The sequence below is a fragment of the Kitasatospora sp. NPDC048715 genome, assembly GCF_043198905.1.
In the GTDB taxonomy this organism is placed as follows: domain Bacteria; phylum Actinomycetota; class Actinomycetes; order Streptomycetales; family Streptomycetaceae; genus Kitasatospora; species Kitasatospora lactacystinica.
Genome location: NZ_JBICVH010000030.1, coordinates 28,844 through 48,150 on the forward strand (window position 1 = coordinate 28,844; position 19,307 = coordinate 48,150).

At 75.0% G+C, this 19,307-nt stretch carries 20 protein-coding genes; 9 read left to right on the plus strand and 11 right to left on the minus strand.

Annotation, left to right across the window (positions count from 1 at the left end):
- Nucleotides 1-171 precede the first annotated feature (171 nt).
- Genes ACGFSC_RS40530 through ACGFSC_RS40540 form a run of 3 tightly spaced genes read left to right on the plus strand, consistent with a single transcriptional unit; the run spans nucleotide 172 to nucleotide 2,485 of the window.
- Nucleotides 172-948 carry a 5-oxoprolinase subunit PxpA gene (locus ACGFSC_RS40530; protein ID WP_359911098.1) on the plus strand — a complete coding sequence of 259 codons (777 nt, stop codon included), beginning with the start codon at nucleotides 172-174 and terminating at the stop codon, nucleotides 946-948.
- Complete coding sequence (gene pxpB / locus ACGFSC_RS40535) at nucleotides 945-1,625, plus strand: 5-oxoprolinase subunit PxpB (RefSeq protein WP_359911095.1); 681 nt, start codon at nucleotides 945-947, stop codon at nucleotides 1,623-1,625. The genes ACGFSC_RS40530 and pxpB overlap by 4 nt, the downstream gene beginning before the upstream one ends.
- Entirely contained in the window at nucleotides 1,622-2,485 is an 864-nt protein-coding gene (locus tag ACGFSC_RS40540; RefSeq protein ID WP_359911092.1) for a biotin-dependent carboxyltransferase family protein, read from the plus strand. The genes pxpB and ACGFSC_RS40540 overlap by 4 nt, the downstream gene beginning before the upstream one ends.
- Nucleotides 2,486-2,610: 125 nt before the next feature.
- On the opposite strand, the gene ACGFSC_RS40545 is transcribed toward ACGFSC_RS40540, so the two are convergent.
- Entirely contained in the window at nucleotides 2,611-3,534 is a 924-nt protein-coding gene (locus ACGFSC_RS40545) for an aminoglycoside phosphotransferase family protein (RefSeq protein WP_359911089.1), read from the minus strand.
- A 65-nt stretch (nucleotides 3,535-3,599) separates the two neighbouring features.
- Nucleotides 3,600-4,370 (minus strand): alpha/beta hydrolase, encoded by a 771-nt coding sequence (locus ACGFSC_RS40550; RefSeq protein ID WP_359911086.1) that lies wholly within the window; start codon nucleotides 4,368-4,370, stop codon nucleotides 3,600-3,602.
- A gap of 159 nt (nucleotides 4,371-4,529) precedes the next feature.
- On the opposite strand from ACGFSC_RS40550, the gene ACGFSC_RS40555 reads away from it, so the two are divergent.
- Nucleotides 4,530-5,063 (plus strand): PadR family transcriptional regulator, encoded by a 534-nt coding sequence (locus ACGFSC_RS40555; RefSeq protein WP_359911083.1) that lies wholly within the window; start codon nucleotides 4,530-4,532, stop codon nucleotides 5,061-5,063.
- A 154-nt stretch (nucleotides 5,064-5,217) separates the two neighbouring features.
- Here ACGFSC_RS40555 and ACGFSC_RS40560 read toward each other — a convergent pair whose 3' ends face one another.
- Nucleotides 5,218-5,802 carry a DUF4396 domain-containing protein gene (locus ACGFSC_RS40560; RefSeq protein ID WP_359914627.1) on the minus strand — a complete coding sequence of 195 codons (585 nt, stop codon included), beginning with the start codon at nucleotides 5,800-5,802 and terminating at the stop codon, nucleotides 5,218-5,220.
- Nucleotides 5,803-5,946: 144 nt separating this feature from the next.
- Here ACGFSC_RS40560 and ACGFSC_RS40565 point away from each other — a divergent pair, with 144 nt between their 5' ends.
- Together ACGFSC_RS40565 and ACGFSC_RS40570 are read left to right on the plus strand one after the other, a co-directional pair.
- Nucleotides 5,947-6,642, plus strand: a complete 696-nt coding sequence (locus tag ACGFSC_RS40565; RefSeq protein ID WP_359914624.1) for a class I SAM-dependent methyltransferase — start codon at nucleotides 5,947-5,949, stop codon at nucleotides 6,640-6,642.
- A gap of 253 nt (nucleotides 6,643-6,895) precedes the next feature.
- Nucleotides 6,896-7,738, plus strand: a complete 843-nt coding sequence (locus ACGFSC_RS40570) for an undecaprenyl-diphosphate phosphatase (protein ID WP_380353153.1) — start codon at nucleotides 6,896-6,898, stop codon at nucleotides 7,736-7,738.
- Nucleotides 7,739-7,827: 89 nt separating this feature from the next.
- On the opposite strand, the gene ACGFSC_RS40575 is transcribed toward ACGFSC_RS40570, so the two are convergent.
- Nucleotides 7,828-9,339 (minus strand): HEAT repeat domain-containing protein, encoded by a 1,512-nt coding sequence (locus ACGFSC_RS40575; RefSeq protein ID WP_359914618.1) that lies wholly within the window; start codon nucleotides 9,337-9,339, stop codon nucleotides 7,828-7,830.
- A 288-nt stretch (nucleotides 9,340-9,627) separates the two neighbouring features.
- Here ACGFSC_RS40575 and ACGFSC_RS40580 point away from each other — a divergent pair, with 288 nt between their 5' ends.
- On the plus strand, nucleotides 9,628-10,197 hold the full coding sequence (locus tag ACGFSC_RS40580) for a hypothetical protein (protein WP_359914615.1): 570 nt from the start codon (nucleotides 9,628-9,630) through the stop codon (nucleotides 10,195-10,197).
- A 61-nt stretch (nucleotides 10,198-10,258) separates the two neighbouring features.
- On the opposite strand, the gene ACGFSC_RS40585 is transcribed toward ACGFSC_RS40580, so the two are convergent.
- Nucleotides 10,259-11,740, minus strand: a complete 1,482-nt coding sequence (locus ACGFSC_RS40585) for a hypothetical protein (RefSeq protein ID WP_359914613.1) — start codon at nucleotides 11,738-11,740, stop codon at nucleotides 10,259-10,261.
- Between the two features lie 690 nt (nucleotides 11,741-12,430).
- On the opposite strand from ACGFSC_RS40585, the gene ACGFSC_RS40590 reads away from it, so the two are divergent.
- On the plus strand, nucleotides 12,431-13,492 hold the full coding sequence (locus ACGFSC_RS40590; protein ID WP_380353152.1) for an aminoglycoside phosphotransferase family protein: 1,062 nt from the start codon (nucleotides 12,431-12,433) through the stop codon (nucleotides 13,490-13,492).
- A 172-nt stretch (nucleotides 13,493-13,664) separates the two neighbouring features.
- On the opposite strand, the gene ACGFSC_RS40595 is transcribed toward ACGFSC_RS40590, so the two are convergent.
- From ACGFSC_RS40595 to ACGFSC_RS40610, 4 genes are all read right to left on the minus strand, one after another.
- Nucleotides 13,665-14,891, minus strand: coding sequence for an acyl-CoA dehydrogenase family protein (locus tag ACGFSC_RS40595; RefSeq protein ID WP_359914610.1), 1,227 nt, complete (start codon nucleotides 14,889-14,891; stop codon nucleotides 13,665-13,667).
- Between the two features lie 370 nt (nucleotides 14,892-15,261).
- Nucleotides 15,262-15,345: a putative leader peptide gene (locus ACGFSC_RS40600; protein WP_350526312.1), complete on the minus strand. Its 84-nt coding sequence runs from the start codon at nucleotides 15,343-15,345 to the stop codon at nucleotides 15,262-15,264.
- Between the two features lie 80 nt (nucleotides 15,346-15,425).
- Nucleotides 15,426-15,920, minus strand: coding sequence for a hypothetical protein (locus ACGFSC_RS40605; RefSeq protein ID WP_030058989.1), 495 nt, complete (start codon nucleotides 15,918-15,920; stop codon nucleotides 15,426-15,428).
- A gap of 734 nt (nucleotides 15,921-16,654) precedes the next feature.
- A complete protein-coding gene (locus ACGFSC_RS40610; protein ID WP_359914630.1) occupies nucleotides 16,655-16,882 on the minus strand; it encodes a DUF397 domain-containing protein in 228 nt (75 codons plus the stop codon).
- Nucleotides 16,883-17,269: 387 nt separating this feature from the next.
- Here ACGFSC_RS40610 and ACGFSC_RS40615 point away from each other — a divergent pair, with 387 nt between their 5' ends.
- Nucleotides 17,270-17,809 carry a PTS fructose transporter subunit IIA gene (locus ACGFSC_RS40615; RefSeq protein WP_359914607.1) on the plus strand — a complete coding sequence of 180 codons (540 nt, stop codon included), beginning with the start codon at nucleotides 17,270-17,272 and terminating at the stop codon, nucleotides 17,807-17,809.
- Between the two features lie 184 nt (nucleotides 17,810-17,993).
- On the opposite strand, the gene ACGFSC_RS40620 is transcribed toward ACGFSC_RS40615, so the two are convergent.
- Both ACGFSC_RS40620 and ACGFSC_RS40625 read right to left on the minus strand, forming a co-directional pair.
- Complete coding sequence (locus tag ACGFSC_RS40620; RefSeq protein WP_359914604.1) at nucleotides 17,994-18,482, minus strand: NUDIX domain-containing protein; 489 nt, start codon at nucleotides 18,480-18,482, stop codon at nucleotides 17,994-17,996.
- 10 nt (nucleotides 18,483-18,492) lie between these two features.
- On the minus strand, nucleotides 18,493-19,044 hold the full coding sequence (locus ACGFSC_RS40625) for a sugar transferase (protein ID WP_359914601.1): 552 nt from the start codon (nucleotides 19,042-19,044) through the stop codon (nucleotides 18,493-18,495).
- Between the last annotated feature and the right edge of the window lie 263 nt (nucleotides 19,045-19,307).

The following is a 19,307-nucleotide window of genomic DNA, read 5'->3' on the forward strand; positions in this document are numbered from 1 at the left end:
TCCGGGCGGTCCGCGCCCGCTCGCGCCCCGGCGCGACCCCGTGAGGCGCCGCCCCGGGGCGTGCGGCCCCGGGCACACGCCGCGGCGCCCGCGGGGCTCCGGGTCACGGGCAACGGCCTTCATCCGCAGGCCCTACCATCTGGCTCAACAGCTGCTGGGAGGCGGACGGGCGTGGCCGATGCGGTGATCGATCTCAATGCGGACCTCGGCGAGGGGTTCGGACGCTGGACCCTGACCGACGACGAGGCCCTGCTGTCCGTGGTGACCAGCGCCAACGTCGCCTGCGGGTTCCACGCCGGGGACCCGTCGACGATGCGCCGGGTCTGCGCCCTGGCGGCCGAGCGCGGCGTCCGGATCGGCGCCCAGGTCTCCTACCGCGACCTGGCCGGCTTCGGCCGCCGCGCGATGGACGTGCCCCCGGAGGAGCTCGCCGACGAGATCGCGTACCAGATCGGCGCCCTCCAGGTGTTCGCCCGCGCGGCCGGTTCCAAGGTCTCCTACGTCAAGCCGCACGGCGCCCTCTACAACCGGGTGGTCGGCGACTCCGAGCAGGCCGAGGCCGTGGTGGCCGGCGTGCTGCGGGCGGGCGCGGTCTGCGACGGGCCGCTGCCCGTGCTCGGCCTGCCGGGCTCGCTGCTGCTGGAGGTGGCCGAGGGCGTCGGGCTCCCGGTGGTCGCCGAGGCCTTCGCCGACCGCACCTACACCCGCACCGGCACCCTCGTCCCGCGCCGCGAGCCGGACGCGGTGGTGCACGACCCCGAGTCGGTGATCACCCGCGCCGTCGCCATCGCCCGGGACGGCACGGTGGAGGCCGCCGGCGGCGAGCGGATCGCCGTCGAGGCCCGCTCGCTGTGCGTCCACGGCGACACCCCCGGCGCCGCCCAGCTCGCCTGGCGGATCCGCGGCGCCCTGGCCTCCGCCGGGGTCCGGGTGGAGGCGTTCACGTGACAGCCCCTCGCGTACCCGGCCCCGACGCGACGGCGGGGACGGTGCGCCGGGTCGGCGAGCGGGCGCTCCTGGTCGAGCTGCCCGGGACGGCCGAGGTGGCGGCGCTGTACGGCTGGCTGAGCGAGCGCCGGGAGGCCGGGGCGCTCGGCGCGGTGGAAGAGCTGGTACCGGCCGCGCGCACCCTGCTGCTGGACGGCGTCGCGGACGTCGGCGCGGTGGCGGCGCTGCTGCGCACCGCCCGTCCGGCGACGGCCGGGGCGGCGCGCGGGCCGCTGCTGGAGGTCCCGACCGTGTACGACGGCGCCGACCTGGCCGAGGTCGCCGCACTGTGGGGGGTGTCCGAGGAGGCCGCCGTCCGGATCCACACCGGATCCGAGTACGTCGTCGCGTTCTGCGGCTTCGCCCCCGGCTTCGGCTACCTCACCGGCCTCCCGGCGCGCTACGAGGTGCCGCGCCGGGCCACCCCGCGCAGCTCCGTCCCGGCCGGCTCGGTCGCCCTGGCCGGCCCGTACACCGGCGTCTACCCGCACCCCTCCCCCGGCGGCTGGCAGCTGATCGGCCGGACGGCGCTCACCCTCTGGGACACCGACCGCGAGCCCCCGGCCCTGCTGGCGCCGGGCACCCGGGTCCGCTTCACGGCTTCACGGCGGAACGGGCCCGGGGGGAGCCGGAGTTGAACGAACTGGTGGTGGAGCGGCCGGGGCCGCTGACCACGGTCCAGGACCTCGGGCGGCGCGGGGTCGCCCACCTCGGGGTGCCGAGGGCCGGGGCACTGGACGAGCCGGCGCTGCGGGCGGCCAACCGGCTGGTGGGCAACGAGCCCGGGGCCGCCGGGCTGGAGACCACGCTCGGCGGGGTCGCGCTGCGGGCCGTCGGAACGGCGCTGGTCGCCGTCACCGGTGCGCCCTCGCCCGTCCGGGTGGACGGCCGGCCGGCCGCCTGGGGCGCGCCGGTGGTGGTGCCGGCCGGGGCGCTGGTCGAGGTGGGGGCGGCGACGGCCGGGGTGCGCGGCTACCTGGCGGTGGCGGGCGGGATCGCCGTCCCGCCGGTGCTCGGCAGCCGCTCGGCGGACCTGCTCTCCGGACTCGGGCCGGCCCCGCTGGCCGCCGGGGACCGGCTGCCGGTGGGCTCCCCGCCGCCGTACCGGGCCAGGCCCGAGCTGGTGCCGCTGCCCGGCCCCCCGGCCGAGCTGGTGCTGCGGCTGCGGCTCGGACCGCGCGCGGACTGGTTCGACCCGGAGGCGGTGGCCCGTCTCGGCCGCGACCGGTACCTGGTCTCCCCGACCGGCAACCGGGTCGGGCTGCGCACCGAGGGCCCGCCGGTCGCCCGCGCCAGGGACGGCGAACTGCCCAGCGAGGGCATGGTGCTGGGCGCCGTTCAGATTCCGCCGGACGGGCAGCCGGTGGTGTTCCTGGCCGACCACCCGACCACCGGCGGCTACCCGGTGATCGGCGTCGTGCCGGCCGGCGACCTCGCGGCCGCCGCACAGGCCAGGCCGGGGACACCGGTGCGCTTCGTGCCCCTGCGCGAGCACTGAGCGGCAGCACCGAGCGGGAAACGCCGAGCGGAAGCACCGAGCGGGAAACGCCCAGCGGGAAACGCCGAGCGGGAACGCCGAGCGGCAGTACCTCGCAGGCGCGGAAAGCCGCGCGGGCTCCCCGGTCAGCGCCCCAACAGCACCTCGGCGACGGCACGTTGGGCCGGGTCCAGCTCCGCCCCGCCCTCCTCGGCCACCCAGACCGCGTTCTGCAGCACCCGGGCGAGCGTCCAGGCCGCCGCCACCTCGCGGTCCAGCTCCAGCACCTCCGTCAACAGGTCGAAGCGCCGCCGCAGCGCCCGGGTTGCATCCCCGGTGGCCACCACGTCCTCCCAGCGGTTGCGCAGCGCCGGGAGCAGCTCGAAGCCGGGGTGGCCGGCCAGCGGCTTGGGGTCGATGGCCAGCCAGGGCGCCCGGCCGCTGCCGGGGAGCGGGGCCAGCACATTGCCGTAGTGCAGGTCCCAGTGCAGCAGCCGGTCGCCGGGATCGGCGCGGACCTCGCACAGGGCGGCCGCGCAGTCGGCGAGCAGGCGCCGCTCCACCGGGTCGGCGAGGGCCGCGACGGCCACCGGGGCCCGGTCGATCAGGTCGCTCGCCGCACCCGCCAGGGTCCTCAGCCCGGAGGGCGCCTGACGTTTCGTCAATTCCCCGAGCAGCTCGGCGATCACGCGCAGCGCCGCGAGGTCGTCGGGCAGGTCGAGCAGTGAGCGCCCGGGGTCCAGCCGCTCCAGCAGCAGGGAGCCGGTGGCCGGTTCGTGGTCGAGCAGCCGCACGGCGCCGCGGCCGTCCCAGGCTCGCAGGGCGAGCGGTTCGCCCACCGTCTCCTCGTCCACGGGCTGGAGCTTGAGCACGGCCGGCATCCCGTCGGCGCGCAGCACCGGGAGCACCAGCCCGACCACGCCGTGCGCGACCGGCCCGTCCGGGCGCAGCTCCCAGCGGTCCAGCAACTCGCCGGCCAGGGTGGGCAGTCGGGCCACCCAGGCGCGCCCCTCGGCGCCGAGGAAGCCCTCCAGGGACGCGGCCAGCGCGGGCGGGACCTGGACGGACATCGGACGGGCTCCTCTCGGACGGTCCGCCCCAGCGTACGACGGGCGGCGGCCGGCGCCTCCCCCGCTCACCCCTGCCCGAGCGCCCGCGCCGCGGCGGCCGCGAAGCCGTCCGGGTTGTCGAGCATGATGTTGTGCCCGCAGTCCGGCACCGCGACCACCCGCACGCCCGCCGCGCGGAGGGTGCCGGCGCCCGCCGGCTCGCCGTCCGCCGCCGGGTGGAGGAAGGTGCGCGGGAGGTCGAGGCCGAGCAGCAGCTCGCGCATGGTCGGTTCGGTCGCCCGGGCGAGGTAGCGGGCGCTGCGGTGCAGCGCCTCCGGGCCGGCCAGCCGCATGGTGGACCACCAGAACGGGCCGACCCGCTCGGCGACTTCGTCCCGGCCGCCGGCCAGGAACTCCTCCTCGGCGTAGGCCGCGATGCCGCTGCTGCCGGGGTGGCGCCGGTCGGGGTCGACCCGGTCCAGGTTGGCGTCCACCAGGAGCAGCCGTTCGACCAGGTGCGGGTGCCGCTGGGCGAGGACGATCGCGACCGCCCCGCCCATGCTGTGGCCGATCACCTCGACCCGGGCCGCCCCGGCGGCCGCGACGGCCGCCGCGACAGCGTCCGCGTGCTCCTCCAGGGTGTAGCCGAAGTCCGTCGGCCGGTCGCTGAGGCCGAAGCCGAGCAGGTCCAGCAGCAGCGAGCGCCGACCGGCGAGCAGCGGGTGGGTGGCGGCGGCCGCGAAGTAGGCCGGCGAGGTGGCGCCGAGCCCGTGCAGGTAGAGCCGGGCCGGCTCGGCGCCGGGCAGCTCGACCCAGCGGATCCGGTCGCCGTTCGGGGTGACGGGGGCCTCGCGCATGCTCACTCGCTCCTTCTCCTGGGCGTGCCGGCTCCTCCTGGGTGTGCCGGCTCCCGGCTCCGGGGACTCCGGCGGACGACCAGGACAATACATCGAAGTCGAGGTATAGCGATAGTGAGATACCCATGCCCCGAGGGAAGGATCTGAGAGAGTGGCCCCATGCTGAAGCTCGCCATCCTCGGGTTCCTGTACGACCGCCCCCTGCACGGCTACGAGCTGCGCCGCCACCTCGCCGCGCTCACCGGCCACGTCCGCCCGATCAGCGACGGCACGCTCTACCCCGCGATCAAACGCCTGGAGACCGACGGTCTGCTGGTCCGCGAGACCGAGCCGGGCAGCGCCGCCGCGCCCCGGCACACCCTGCACCTCACCGAGGCCGGCCGCACCGCACTGCTCGACCGGCTGCGCGAGCCCGAGCCGCTCGACGTCAGCGACGAGAACCGCTGGTTCACCCTGCTCGCCTTCCTCCGGCACCTCGCCGACCCCGCCGACCAGGCCGCCGTACTGCGCCGCCGACTGGCCTTCCTCGCCGAACCGGCCAGCTTCTTCTACGAGGGCGACCGCCCGGTGGGCGCCGAGGAGTTCGCCGACCCGTTCCGGCGCGGCCTGCTGCTGGTCGCCCGCGCCACCACCGAGGCCGAACTCGCCTGGCTGCACGCGACCCTGGCCGACCTGGAGGGCAGCCCGCGCTAGACCGGGGCCGCACACGCCGCGGCCGGCGACAGGCCGGGGCCCGCACGCACCTCGGCCGACGGCGGATCGGGCCCCGCACACGCCGCGGCCCGCGCCGACCGTCGAACGGTCGGCGCGGGCCGCGGGCGAGAGGCTTCGATACCCTGGGGTGGTATCAGTGCCCGTGGTGGGCGTGCACCACGGCGTGGCCGCGCCCCCGGCCGATCATCCACTTGTTGACCGGGACGGTCAGCGCGAACGCCAGGGCCAGCGAACCCGCCAGCGCCACCCAGAACAACAGGTCACCGAGGCCCGCGTCCATCGCCCCCGGGACGGTGACCATCACGGTGTTGTCGATCAGCTCCATCACCAGGATCGAGACGGTGTCGGCGGCCAGCGCGACCTTGACCGCGGCGCCGACGTCGAGGCCGGCCTTCAGCACGCCGCGCATGGTCAGCGCGTAACCGAAGACGAAGGCCAGCAGGATCGAGAGCACCACGGTCGCGCCGTTGTGCAGGCCGAAGGCGGTGCCGAGCACCATGCCCAGGATCTCGCCGATGGCGCACCCGGTGAGGCAGTGCAGGGTCGCCTGCGCGGCCGTCCGCCAGCCGGCCCCGCCACCGCCGTGGGCCTGGTGTCCGTGGTGGCCGGCATGGTCGCGCCCATGGTGTCCGTGGTGTCCGTGGTGCTCGTGCTGCTCGTGAGCGGCGTGCTGCCGGTCGGCCCGCTCCTGGTGCTCGTGCTGCTCGGGGTGTGCCATGTCGTCCTCCACGCGCCCCGGCGCCCCGTTCGGCGCCGCTTCCCTCGCTCCGTCGCTGTCGAACATATACCCCCCTGGGGTATCTGACAATCCCGTTCCGACGCCCTCTTCCCCTGTGCACCCGTCCGTGTTCCGATGAAGGGCATGGCAGACGAACGACGCGCGGGTTACGACGGAACGGGTGAGGGCGCGATCAGCCGGGACGGCTGCGCCGTCGAGGTGTGGAGCCGGCTCCCCGCGGGCGACGCCCCGGACGTGATCGAGGCCGCGGTGCCGCCCGGCGCGCGCATCCTCGAACTCGGTTGCGGCGTCGGCCGGATGACGCACCCGCTGACCGATCGCGGCTTCGCCGTGACGGCCGTGGACGAGTCCCCCGACATGCTGGCCCGGGTCCGTGCGGACGTCCGCACGGTGCGCAGCCGGATCGAGGAGCTGGACCTCGGCGAGCGCTTCGACGTCGTCGTGCTCGCCTCCTTCCTGGTGCACGCAGGTGACGTGACGGTCCGCCGGGGCCTGCTGGAGACCTGCCGCCGCCACGTCACCGAGGACGGCTGCGTACTGGTGCAGCGCGAGGGCGAGGACTGGCACCGGAACGTGCCGCGGGAGAGCGCCATCGGCCCGGACGCCCGGGCCCGGCTGGTCTCGGCCACACCGGTCGGCGACGGCGTCAACTCCGTGCGCTTCGAGTACGTTTTCCCGGACGGCACCTGGACGCAGACCTTCCTGTCCCGCCCGCTCGACACGGAGGCGTTCGAGCGGGCGCTCGCGGAGGCCGACCTGGTGGTCGAGCGCTACCTGACCGCGGACCGCACCTGGGTCCGGGCCCGGCCGGTGCTCTAGGACGCGTCAGACACGCCCTGGACCCAACTCCGGGCGGGTTCCGGAGCGGCGGCGGGCTTGTGCGCAAAGCAGCGACAAAGGGTGAACAAAGAACCGTCACCTTCACCCCGTACCATCAGCCGCGCGCCGGGCTCGCGCGCGGCCCGCGGGCCGGGCGGGGCACGGCGGCCCCGCATGCCCTTCCGACCCGCAAGGACCCGCCCATGCCGCCCCTGCCCCACGCCCGACGGATATCCCCGGCGGGTGCCCGGTGATCGACTGGTTCCACGGGGCCGTCCTCGGCCTGATCCAGGGGCTCACCGAGTTCCTGCCGATCTCCTCCAGTGCCCACCTGCGGGTCTTCTCCGCCCTGTTGGGCTGGGACGACCCGGGCGCGGCCTTCACGGCCGTCACCCAGCTCGGCACCGAGACGGCGGTGCTGATCTACTTCCGCCGGGACATCGCCTCGATCATCAAGACCTGGTCGCTGTCCCTGTTCCGGCCGGCGCTGCGCTCGGACCCGGACGCGCGGATGGGCTGGTTCGTGATCATCGGCACCCTGCCGATCGGCATCCTGGGCAAGCTGTTCCAGGACACCATCGAGACCCACCTGCGCGACCTGCGGATCATCGGCACCACCCTGATCGTCTTCGGCCTGGTCCTGGCCTTCGCCGACCGCACCCGGGCCGTCCGCCACGCCCGTCCGATCACCGACCTCACGCTGCCGCACGCGGGCATCTACGGCTTCGCCCAGGCGCTGGCGCTGATCCCGGGCGTGTCCCGCTCCGGCGGCACGATCAGCGCGGGCCTGCTGCTCGGCTACAGCCGGGAGGCGGCCGCCCGCTACTCGTTCCTGCTCGCCATCCCGGCGGTGCTCGCCTCCGGGGCGCTGGAGCTGTTCAAGATCGGTGAGGGTCCGGCGCCGGCCTGGGGGCCGACCATCCTGGCCACCGTGATCGCCTTCGTGGTCGGCTACGCGGCGATCGCGTGGTTCCTGAAGTACATCTCCAGCCACAGCTTCATGCCGTTCGTGGTCTACCGGGTCCTGCTCGGCGTCCTGATCATCGGACTGGTCATCGGAGGCGTGCTGACCCCGGACGCGGGCGCCGTGAAGTAGAACCGGATTTCAGTACGAGGACCCGCGGAAACGAGTGGGCCGGGACACCGTGTCGGTGTCCCGGCCCACTGAACGTTGTGGGCCCGACCCTAACGCCCGAACTCCCGGGCGGCGGTCAGTCGGCCGCGCACGGCGGCGTGGACCTCGGCCTCCTCGGCCGGGTCGGCGGCGAGCCTGCGCAACCGCTCCAGCACACGCGCGTCGCCCGTGGTGGCGACGTGGCGCGCGGCGAGCTCGCGCGTGGACTCCTCGCAGTCCCAGAGGCACTCGACGGCGGGCCCCTCGGGGAAGTGCACGTCGGTCGCGGCCAGCGCCTGGGCGGCGCGTCCGCGCAGCTCGGAGGAGGCGGCCTCGCCGTAGATGTGGCGCAGGACCGGCACGGCGTCGGCGGCGGCCAGCCGCCCCGCACCGTCCACCAGCGACCCGAGCCCGGTACCGCTGACCCCGCGCACGGAGATCCAGTGGCGCAGCCCGGCCACCACCAGCGGCGCGTCGGCCGGCTCCCCGGCGTCGGCGAGCAGCTGGACGGCGGCCTCGCCGAGCGCGCTGTCGGCACCGCCGCTGGCCGGGTCGGCCCAGCGGCGGGCGTGGGCCAGCACGTCGGGGCCGCGCATCCGGCCGAGCAGTTCCAGCGCGGCCCGGACGATCCGGTCGTCCACGTCCGCGGCGGCGGCCTCGATGAGCCCGACGGCGGCCGGGTCGCGCTGCTCGACCAGGTGGCGCAGGGCGGCCCGGCGCGCGCCGGGCAGGCCGTCGCGCGCCGCTTCCAGCAGCAGCGGGCGGTCCTCGGGCCGGACCACGGCGGTCAGGCAGCGGGCGGCGGCGGCGGCGCGGCGGTCCACCGCGTCGGGGCCGGACGGCGCGTCGCTGCCGCGTGCGGGCTCCCCACGGCCGTCGGGGCGGCCGAGGAAGGCACCGACCCCGAGGCCGCCGAGCTCGCCCTGGTCGGCCCAGGCCAGCACGTCGGCGGTGGACCAGCCGGGGGTGACGCCGCTGCGGTTGATCTGTCGCTGCCACAGGTCGAAGGGTGACTGCTCGCTGGCCGCGGCCACTCTGGGGTGGTAGGCCGCCCACAGCCGCCAGGGCCGGGGCTCGTACGCGTTGCGGATGAACTCGCGCAGCTCGGCGTCGCCCTCGGGGCCCGGCGCGAAGTGGTCCAGGACGGCGGTGCCGAGCAGCAGCAGGCCGCGGTCGTCGTCCCGCAGGGCGAGCTCGTCGAGGGCCCAGGACCAGTTGGCACCGGTGGCGGCGTACTCGCGCAGCATCAGCAGCGCGTCGCGCCGGCCGTACGCGGCGAGGTGGCCCAGGACGGAAAGGGCGAGGCCGGTGCGGCTCTCGTCGTCGGTGACCAGGTCCTCGGCGGAGTGGAGGTGGTCCTCGATGCCTTCGAGGGGGGCTTCCAGGTCCATGTAGATGCGGGCGTAGTAGAGGGAGCGGCTCTCGACCTGCCAGTCGGCTCGCGGGTCCCTGGTGACGCACTCCTCCAGCGCGGCGATGGCCTCGGCACGGTCGGCGGCCAGCGCGTGGAGCTGCCCGTCACCACGGCCTCGCTGAAGGAGGCCTAGGAGGCTGGCACTGGGTGCTATCACTGGCTCGAACATGAGGTCAGCATCCGTTGCGGCGGTCGGAGTGGCAACGGGATTTCCGTCGCCGGGGTCTCTGGTCGGTACTGCGGTGGGCGCCCGGGCGCCGGAATCACCGAAGGTTACCGCCTCGGGCCCCGGTCCGCACACAGGGCGACGAAGGCTCCGGCCACAGTGGCATATGCCAGAGGAATTTTGCCTGCGTTCTGTCCAAATCGCCCGCAAGGGTGACGACGCTGTGCGACAGTCTTCTCACTGTCCGAACGGCCCGCACCCCACGGGCCGTACCCGAGCGATGGGTTCGCCATGAACATGCCCTTAGGCGCCACCCGCCCGCCGGGAGCCGCCGCGGTGGACGGCGCCCCGACGGGCGGGAGCGGCACGGTGCACGGCACCGCGGCGGACGTTCCCGGCACCGCGGGCGGAAACGGTGCCGGCGACGGCACGGGCGACGCCGGCAGCGGAACGGACGGCAGAGTGGACGGCACCGCGCAGGAGCCGTCCGGCCGCTACCTGGACAACGGCGGCGGCCACGGCGCGATCGACGACGGTCCGCTCGGCTCCGCCGCATGGGACCTGCTCACCGACGGGATCCACTGGAGCCCGGAGACCTACCTCCTCCTCGGCTGCGACCCGGACCACGGCCCGCTCAGCCTCGACCGGCTGCCCGACCGCCTCCCCGAAGCGGACCGGCCGCTGCTGCGGCGGATGATGACCGACGCCCTGGTGCACGGCCGCAACGCCGCCGGCACCCTGCGGGTCCGCCGCCCCTGCGGACGGCACGACGGCGTCGAGTGCGCGAGCGAGCCCGTCCTCGGCACGGACGGCACCGTGGTCGCCCTGCACATGCTGCTCCGCCCGGCCCCGCCGCTCTGACTCCGACGGACGGGCGCCCGCGCCCCCGGGGCGCACCCGCCGGAGGCCACCCGGGAGCCCGTCAGGTCAGCCGCCGCCGGTTCTTGGCGTCCGCCGCCCGCAGCTCCCGGCCCAGTTCCTCCCGCAACTCGTCCACCACCGCCAGCCCCCGGTACTGCGCGGTCAGCCGGTACATCTCCCGCAGCCGGTCCCAGGTCCGGTGCGAGGAGTTCTGGCCGATCAGGTTCAGCACCATCTTGGCCTGGAACTGTGCCGCGTCCGGCTCCCCGGTGATCAGGTGCACCGACGCCAGGGTGATCCGGTCGAACAACGCCGAACGCAGCTGTCCGGTGCCCTCCCGCAGCGTGATCACCCGCTCCGCGTGCCGACGGGCCTCGGCGGCCGCCGCCGGGACGTGCTCCGACAGCGTGCGCAGCACCAGGGCCTGCATACCGCGCAGTTCGGCTTCGTCGAACACCTGCATCCACGAGGGCGGCGGCTCCGACGCCTCCTCGCCGAACAGGTCCTCGGCCTCCCCCAGCAGCCGGTAGGTGTCCTGGGAGTGCCCGATCGACGCGTGCGCCCACGCCTCGACGGTATTGAGCATGGCGCGCGTTCTGGGCAGCAGCCGCCCGCCGCCCGCCTTGGCCGCCGCCATCAGGTCGAGCGCGTCGTCGGCCCGGCCCAGGTGCACCATCTGCCGTGCGGCCCGGGAGATCGCCTCACCCGCCCGCGGCCGGTCGCCGGCCTCCTTGGCCGCGTCCGCCGCCATCATGAAGTACTTCTGGGCGGTGGGCTCCAGGCCCACGTCGTGCGACATCCAGCCCGCCAGCACCGCCAGGTTGGCCGCGACCAGCCACAGCCGCTGCTCGACCGCCGGTGCGTGCCGGTGCGTCAACAGCCCGCCGACCTCGTTCAGTTGGCCGACCACCGCCTTGCGCTGCAAGCCGCCGCCGCGGGCGGCGTCCCAGGCCCGGAACACCTGCACCGAGTGCTCCAGCGACTCCACCTCGTCGAACCCGACCGGGCCCGCGTCGTACACGTCCACCACCGGGTGCGCTCCGCTCCCGGTGACCACCTGTCGCGGCCCGGGGACGGACGCCGCGTACGCGACCGCGTCCCCTCCCAGCCAGCCCTTCAGCGAGTCGGCGATGACCGCCCCGGCCGTGAGCGCGGCTCCGGCGCCCACCAATCCACGTCGGTTCAGCATGAGGTCCATTCCCGTGAACTCGGTGAGGACCGCGGCTGTTCGATCCGGCGACCACGGGACTGCTCCGGACGTGTCCGCTCCGGACCTGGTGGGCCGGTGTCGTTCCAGACCGAGGTCCTCAGTGGTGACGACACGGCCGAGCCGCTCCGTGAACACGGCCGCCAGCACCCTCGGCACCGGATCGCGCGGGATCTCCCCCTGCTCGATCCAACGCCGTACCCTCGACGTGTCGGTGGACAGCTGCAGCTGACCCATCGCGGCACCCCGACGGTTGACCAGCCGCGCCAGCTCGCCCTTCGACCATCCGGTCAGGACGAACAGATCGGCCAGTCGGGTGTTGGGTTCCCTGCTCAATGAAGCCCCCAGGTTCCTCGGCTGATCCGAGGCTAGAGGCTCGGGCAAGTGCCGGGCGAGCATTCGCCACCGTTCGCCAGGGCCCGCCAGACTACTAAGCCAGTGCCCGACGGGTGTGTTGTAGGGGTGCGCCACCTCGCCCCCCGGGTCGGGCGGCGTCCCACCAGCGTCGGGGCTGTCCCCCGACGGTGGCGCGGGGCGCTCCCGGTCCTCACCCGAGGGGGTGGCGCGGCCGGGTGGCGCGGGAGCGCCGGGCACGGCCACGGCAGTCCGGCCGACCGCATTCCCCAGGGTGCGGACGGCCGGAGCACCGCCGAACAGGGGTTCCTGACCCCGCGTCCGTGCCCGGCGCCCGCGCACCACCCCCCGCACGGCACGACGTACCGCACCACCCGACGTACCGAACCACCCGCAGGGCCGCCGTCGCGCCAGGAAGCACACGGCACCCGCCCTCCCCCGCCCCCGCGGGGCAACACCCGCCGACGGACCGGAAGGGACCACCCTCAGCCCATGTACTCCTCAGCGACGACCCCCACGCCCACCGCGACCCGCCCCGCGCTGCGCCCCCCCGCCGCAGCCGCCGGCCGCACCGGCCCGAGGGCGGTGCCCCCGGCGAGCCGTCCGGCGGCCCCGCGCGGCGCGGAGGGCCGGGCCACGGACACCCGGGTCGTCCCGACCGGCCGCACGGCGATGGGCCCCACCGGCCGTACCGCGCTGGGGCTGCGCGCCCCCGAGGCCGCCATGCCGGCCGGTGGCCGGATGCCGCTGGCCCGGCAGGCCGACGGCCAGGTGCTGCGGGCCCGGCGGCCCGGCCAGCCCGGCGGCGGCCCCGAGCGGATCGATCCCTCGGCGCTCCAGACCCCGGCGGTCCGGGCGGCGCTCGCCAGTGTCGCGCGGATATGTCCCGCGTTCACTCCGCGCCAGGTCCTGCGCGAGGGCAGCCGCCACATCCTGGTGGCGGGCACCATCGGGCGGGCTCCGGTGGTCGCCAAGTGCCTGGCGCCGCAGGCGGTGCGGAGTGAGTACTTCGAGCAGCTGGTGGCCGACTTCCACCACGAGGTCGCGGTCTACCGGGCGTTCGTCCGGCACCGCCCGCCGGTGCGGCTGCCCCGGCTGGTGGCGGCCGACCACGACCGGTGCGTGCTGGTCATGGAGCGCGTCCCCGGGCGCCCGGCCGCCCGCGAGCGCCACCCGGTCAACGCGCCCACCCCGGGCGAGGTGCGGGCGCTGCTCACCGCGGTCCGCACGCTGAACCTGTGGCGGCCGCCGACCGACGTCTTCCAGCCGCGCCTGGACTACCAGTTGGAGATCGCCCGCTACCACTCGGTGGGCCAGCTCACCGACCGGGACGCCGGCGACCTGCGCGGCCTGCTGCACGGCCTCGGCCACACCCCGCTCCAGCTCTGCCACGGCGACGCCCTGCTCAGCAACATGCTGCTGGCGCCGTCCGGCCCGGTGCTGGTCGACTGGGAGCAGGCCGGCTGGTACCTGCCCGGCTACGACCTGGCGGTGCTCTGGAGCGTCCTGTCCGGGGACACCGCGGCACGCCGCCAGATCAGCCAACTCGCCCAGAACGGCGGCACGATGGCCCGGGACGCGTTCCTGGTGAACCTGGTGCTGGTGCTCATGCGGGAGATCCGGCTGTACGACGTGCCGGGCGCCGGCGAGGAGCAGCGGATCATGATCCGCCGGCTCTACGACGACGCGGCGCTCGCCCGCCGTGCCGTCCGCGCCGCGGTCGGGACCCGCTGAGCCGCGGCGGTCCGACGCCCCACCGCCGTGCCCTGCCCTGCTCGCCCCGCTGGTCGGCGCGGGCGGGGCTTGGCGGTGGGGTCCGGGCATCGCCGGGCGGAGGTCGGGGGCCTCTCCCGGCCGCCGGGCCGGGGCCCGTCGTGGCCCCGGGAACGACCGCCGGGCCCGGGCGCTACGGCCGGGTGCCCCGTTCCAGCGCGGCCCGTCCGACGGCCTCCAGGACGGTCTCGTCGGCGGCCAGGTGCACCCGGCTGCTGAGCACGTCCCGCAGGTAGCGCTCCAGCGGGTGACGCCGGCTCAGGCCGGGGTTGCCGGTGAGGGCGACGGCCTGCTGGACCACCGCCGTCGCGGCCCGGGTCGCCAGCAGGTGGGCCGGACCGGTCCGGGCGACCGCCTCCGGCTCGCCCCGGTCCACCCGGGCGGCCAGCCCCTCGACCAGCTCCTCGGCACCGATCAGCTGGGCCTCGATCTCGCCGAGGGCGGTCCGGTAGCGCGGCAGGGTGCCGAGCGGCTCGGTCAGGTTGGCCGGAGTGCGCTGGTTGAGGAAACGGATCAGCCAGGCCTCGGCGGCCCGGGCGACACCGATCGCCACCGCGGAGAGGGCCAGGTCGTGCCAGGCCAGGGAGAGTTCGGCCCCGGCGTCGACGTCCTGACGGGCCGTCCGGCGGCCGACGGTCAGGCCGAGCGCGAGGTCGGCCGGCACCCGGACCCCGTCCAGTACGACATCGTGGCTGGCGCTGGCCCGCAGGCCGAGCTGGTCCCAGGTCGGGTCGATCTCCAGGCCCTCGCTCTCGCCGCGGACCAGGAAGGTACCGACCCTCGGCTCCTCCTCGTCGGTCCGCGCGGTGACCGCCATCCAGGCGAGCGCCTCGGCGCCGGTGCAGTAGGTCTTCCGGCCCGTCAGCAGCCAGCCGTCGCCGTCCCGTCGGGCGACCGTGGCGGGCAGCTCGCCCACGACGGCCCCGGGCTCCGCCCGCAGGGTGTTGATCAGTACCGGGCCGCGCCGGGACTCGGTGAGCAGCCGCCGGTAGCCGGCCGTCGGCCAGTCGGCGCGGCGGGCCTGCTCGGCGTGCCGGAGCAGGGTGAAGGCGGTGACCACGGCCACCGAGGCGTCGCCGCGGCCGAGTTGGGACAGCACCCGGACGGTGTCGGCGAGCGTTCCGCCCGGACCGCCGTACCGCGCGGAGACGGTGAGGGTGAGCAGCCCGGCCTCGTGGACCGCCTCGATCCCCTGGTAGGGGAAGGTCGCGTCGCGGTCGTGCTCCTCGGCGCGGGCGGCCAGCAGGTCGACCACCCGGGGCAGCCCGGCGAGAGCGGCCTCGATCCCGGTGCGGTCGGGCACGGGGTCGGTGGAGGCGGACGCGGAAGCGGCGGGCGCGGTGGCGGAGGCGGAACGCACCGGGCCGGCGGAAGCGGGCGCGGTGGAAGCGGCGGACGCGGGACCGGCGGAACCGGTGGGTGTGGAACCGGTGGATTCGAGATGGCCGGAATCGGACCGGTCGGAATCCGCCGTTCGCGGGGCGGTCCGGGAACGGCGTCCGGCGGGAGCGTCCTCGGACGCACGATCGACGGTCGAACGGTTGACGGTGCGGGTCGTCATGATGCGGTGCCTCCGGGCGGCAGCGTGGGCTCGGCGAATGCGGGCGGCACGCCGTACGGGCGCGCGGTACCGACTGGCGGCCCCGGAGGCCGGCTCACGGCCCGCCCCCTGGTGTCGGCGCCGACCGGGCACCCGGTCGACCGCCCGCCGCCGGGGGACGAATCCCCCCTCAGCGGCCCGGACACGCCGCGCTGGCGGTGCGCCGCAGGTCCAGATGCCTGCGACGGGTCAGCAGCGGGAGACGGCACGGCATGTTCGCGACTGTACGAACCGTTGATCGATACCGTCAAGCAGCGTCCGCCCCCCGGGCGGGACCGGCCGGCCCCGCCGGGATCAGCCCTGCTGGAACATGTCCGCGGGGAGCGGCTTCAGCAGCTGATACAGGTCGTCCGAAATCGGTCGGTCCCAGGACGCGATGGTGACCAGGACGCCGTCGCTGCGGCCGAACTGGGCGCAGAACACGCGTTCCTCGCTGACCTTGACCTTCTTCACGATCAGCAGGTCGTCCCCGAGCATCACCGGGAAGTCCTCGGCCGAGACGAACTCGACCGGCTCGTCGTTCTCCAGCGCCGCGAGCAGCTGCCGCACCTCGAAGGGCACGTCGTCGCCGGTCTCCCGGGCGGGCGAACCCTCGGGGAGGTTGCCGATGAACATCGCCGGGCCTCTGCCGCCGAACAGGTCGTAGCGCAGGAAAATCCCCTGGCAGGAGCCGTCCGGGCCGGTCATCATGGCCGCACCGAAGTCACCGGGCCAGTCACCCGGGTCCATCGCGAGCACGTCGAAGTCCGGGCCGGCGGGCTGTCCGGAGCGACGGCGGAGAAAAGACATGGGAACATCGTACGTGTCCGGCAGACCACGCTCGCGAGGTGGGTGGGGCGCCGCCGGGGGACGAGCGGGAGATCGACGCTCAGAGACCAATGTTGACTCTGAGCAACCGTCCGGGCTACGTTCGGTTCAGCACGACAGCCGTTCTGGGTTTCACCCTTCGGGGGGACGGCATGTCGCAACGCGGCCCTACACGCGTTTCCCTCACTGTGCACTTGTCGTGCCGAACCGCCGAGCACCCAGCTTCGTCGTCGCACACTGCACGAACACACAAGCCAACAGTTCCATGCATCACAAGCCAGATCCGCGGGGCCCCGGCCCGTCGCTCCCGTGGATCTGCTCGGGACGCCGCCGCGTGGGGGCGTGCGGGTCCCGAGCATCGGTGCCGTCATCCGAGTCGCTCTCGGCGTCGGCGCCAACCTCCCGGCGACTGCCGGCCCCTCATGGGGCCGGGACCGGCCGACGCACCCCGGTGCGCAGGGGATGACTGGGAGGATGGCCTGGCAGTAGTGCCGGGCCGCACAGCAGGCGCCGTGTCTGGCCGCGTGGGGGCGGTGGGCACGGCGTCTGCCCGTGCTCATACTCTGAGCTGCGTTTGTCTAACAGTCAACAGAAATTCTGACGGGGCACGCTCAATGGATCATCACTTGTGATGTTCGGACCCGAAAGATCGTCTGCGGAGCGGACCCCCGTCGATCGGGGGTCCGCTCCCGCTGTGAACCGCCCGGCGCGCCGCCTCAGGTGAGGTCGAACTCGCCGTCCCGGGCGCCGAGCACGAAGGCCCGCCACTCGCCCGGCGTGAAGACCAGGACCGGCCCGTCCTCCTGACGGCCGTCCCGCATCCCGATGTAGCCGTCCACGAAGGCGATCTGCACGTCCCCGACGCCCTGACTGCTGCACAGCCACTCCGCCCCGGTGAAGTCCACCCTGGGCTTCCCGTTCGGCGCCAACTCCGGCCGCGCCACGCCGGCCTCCGTATTCGTCCCGCTGCTGGATCCCACTGACCGATCTCCTCCCGACGGCGTTCCGGAACCAGCCTAGCCACACCGCCCGGCCCCGGTCAGCGGGTTGACGAGGACTCCTCCGGGCGGGGACGGACACCGCCGGAGGACGGGTCGAGGCGTGTCCCGACCGGCGGGGGCGGCGGGCAGCTGCCAGAGTGCTGCCAGGGCGCCGCCCGACCGCCCTGCCGGCCCGCGCCACTCGAACGATTCGGCCACCGGTCCGGACGCCGATCCGTTCACCGGCCCCGCCCACCGGTCCGCCCGACGACCCGCCCACTGACCCACCCACTGACCCGCCCAACGATCCATCCACCGGTCCACCCAACGATCCGCTCAAGGGAGCAGCCGATGAGCCGCCGGGACGGCACCCGCGCCGACGTCATCCCCATCTCCGACGCCCCTTCGGCCCACCCCCCGGCACCCCGTACGCCCCCCTCGCCCACCTCGTTGCCCCGGCCGACCCCCGCCCGGCCCGCCGTGCACGGGCGGGTCGGGATCGTCCTGGTCTCGCACAGCCAGGAACTGGCCACCGCCGTGCGTTCCCTCGCGCTCGCGTTGACCGGATCCGACTCCCCCGCACCGGTCGCCGCCACCGGGGGCGACCCGTCTGACGGACCGGGCATCAGCGCCGTCCTGGTGGCCGCCGCGACCCGACGGGTGGACCAGGGCCACGGCGTGGTGGTGCTCGCCGACCTGGGCGGGGCGGTCACCACCGTCCGCGCGCTGCTGTCCGACGCGGACGAGCACGGACTGCCGTTCCCCGTCAGGTTCGCCAACGCCCCGTTCGTCGAGGGCGCGGTGGCCGCCACCGCGACCGCCACGGCGGGCGGGGACCTGGCCGCGGTATTGGACGCGGCGGAGGAGGCCTACCGGCAGTACAAGGGCTGACCTCGCCCGGGCGGGGCCCGGTGGGTCGGGCGGGCGCGTGCAGCCTCGGCGGGTGCGGCAGGCTCGGCGGGTGCGGCAGGCTCGGCGGGTGCGGCAGGCTCGGCGGGTGCGGCGGACGCGGCTCGCCCGGCGGGCGTCCCTGGTGCGGCGGCCGCGATGGGCACGGCCGGTGGGCCGCTCGGGCTCAGGGGCGTTCCTTGCCCTCCCAGGTGAAGACCGCCGGCCCCTCGCACTCCAGCGCGTGGCGCAGCCGTTCGTGCTCGGTCTCGATCATCGGCGGCAGCTCGTCCAGCCCGAACCAGCCGACGTCCAGCGACTCGTCGTCGTTCACCCGCGCCTCGCCGCCGACCGCGCGGCAGCGGAAGGTCAGCACCAGGTACTGCGTCACATCGCCGTTCGGGTACGTGACCTGCGGCGAGACCGTGACGGAGGCGAGCAGCTCGGGCACGACCACCACCCCGGTCTCCTCCTCGCACTCGCGCACCACGCCGTCTGCGGGCTGCTCGCCCGGGTCGAGGATGCCGCCGACCGGCGCCCACCGGCCGTCGTCGGCCCGGCGGGCCAGCAGCACCCGGTCGCGGTCGTCCAGCACGACGGCGACGACGGCGCTGAGCCAGAGCGGACGGGTACCCACGATGGCGCGGAGTTCGGCGAGGAAAGGGGGAATGGCCATGAACCGCAGCCTATCGGGGCGGTTCCGGGCCGACCCGGTGCGCCCGGCCGGTGTCGGGCCGCAGCAGGGCGAGCACGGTGAGCCCGAGGATGTGCAGGTCGAGCCCGAGCGAGCGGTGCTCGACGTACCAGAGGTCGAGTTCGGCCCACTCGGGACGGCTGAGCGGGCGGGGCGTCCGGCCGCGGTCCAGGGCGTGCAGTTGGGCCCAGCCGGTGAGGCCGGGCCGCACCGCGAGTCGGCCGCGCTCTCGCCGGGAGTAGCCCACGACCTGGACGGGGCTGGCCGGCCGGGGACCGATCACCCCCATCTCGCCGCGCACCACGTTCCACAGCCGGGGCAGCTCGTCCAGGCCGGTGCGGCGCAACAGGGTGGTGAGCCGGCCGTCCCCGCCGGTCCGGAAGCGCAGGATCTGGAACTCGCGGCCGTGCCGTCCGGTCCGCGTCTGCCGCTGGAGCACCGGGCCGCCGGCGGAGCAGCGGAGCAGGACGGCGATCAGCAGGGCCAGCGGCAGCGCGACGACCGCGGCCAGGGCGGCGACGGCGAGGTCGCCGGCGCGTCTCATGAGGCGGCCACGGCACGATCCGGTCTGGCGCCCATCGCTCCCCCTCCGCGGCGCTTCGAGTCGAGTCGGAAGAACGCATTCACAGTAGAGGCGGGATGAAGCCGTTGTCCGGGAATGGTGAAAGAAGAGGGCCCAAGATTGTCAGACTGGACGATATTCAGTCGGTCTGACCAATTTCGCTCGATCGGTCGTTTCGAAATGCCGAGAGCGATCGACATAACGGGTGGGGGCGACGCCCGGACGGAACCCGCCTGCCGTACGAC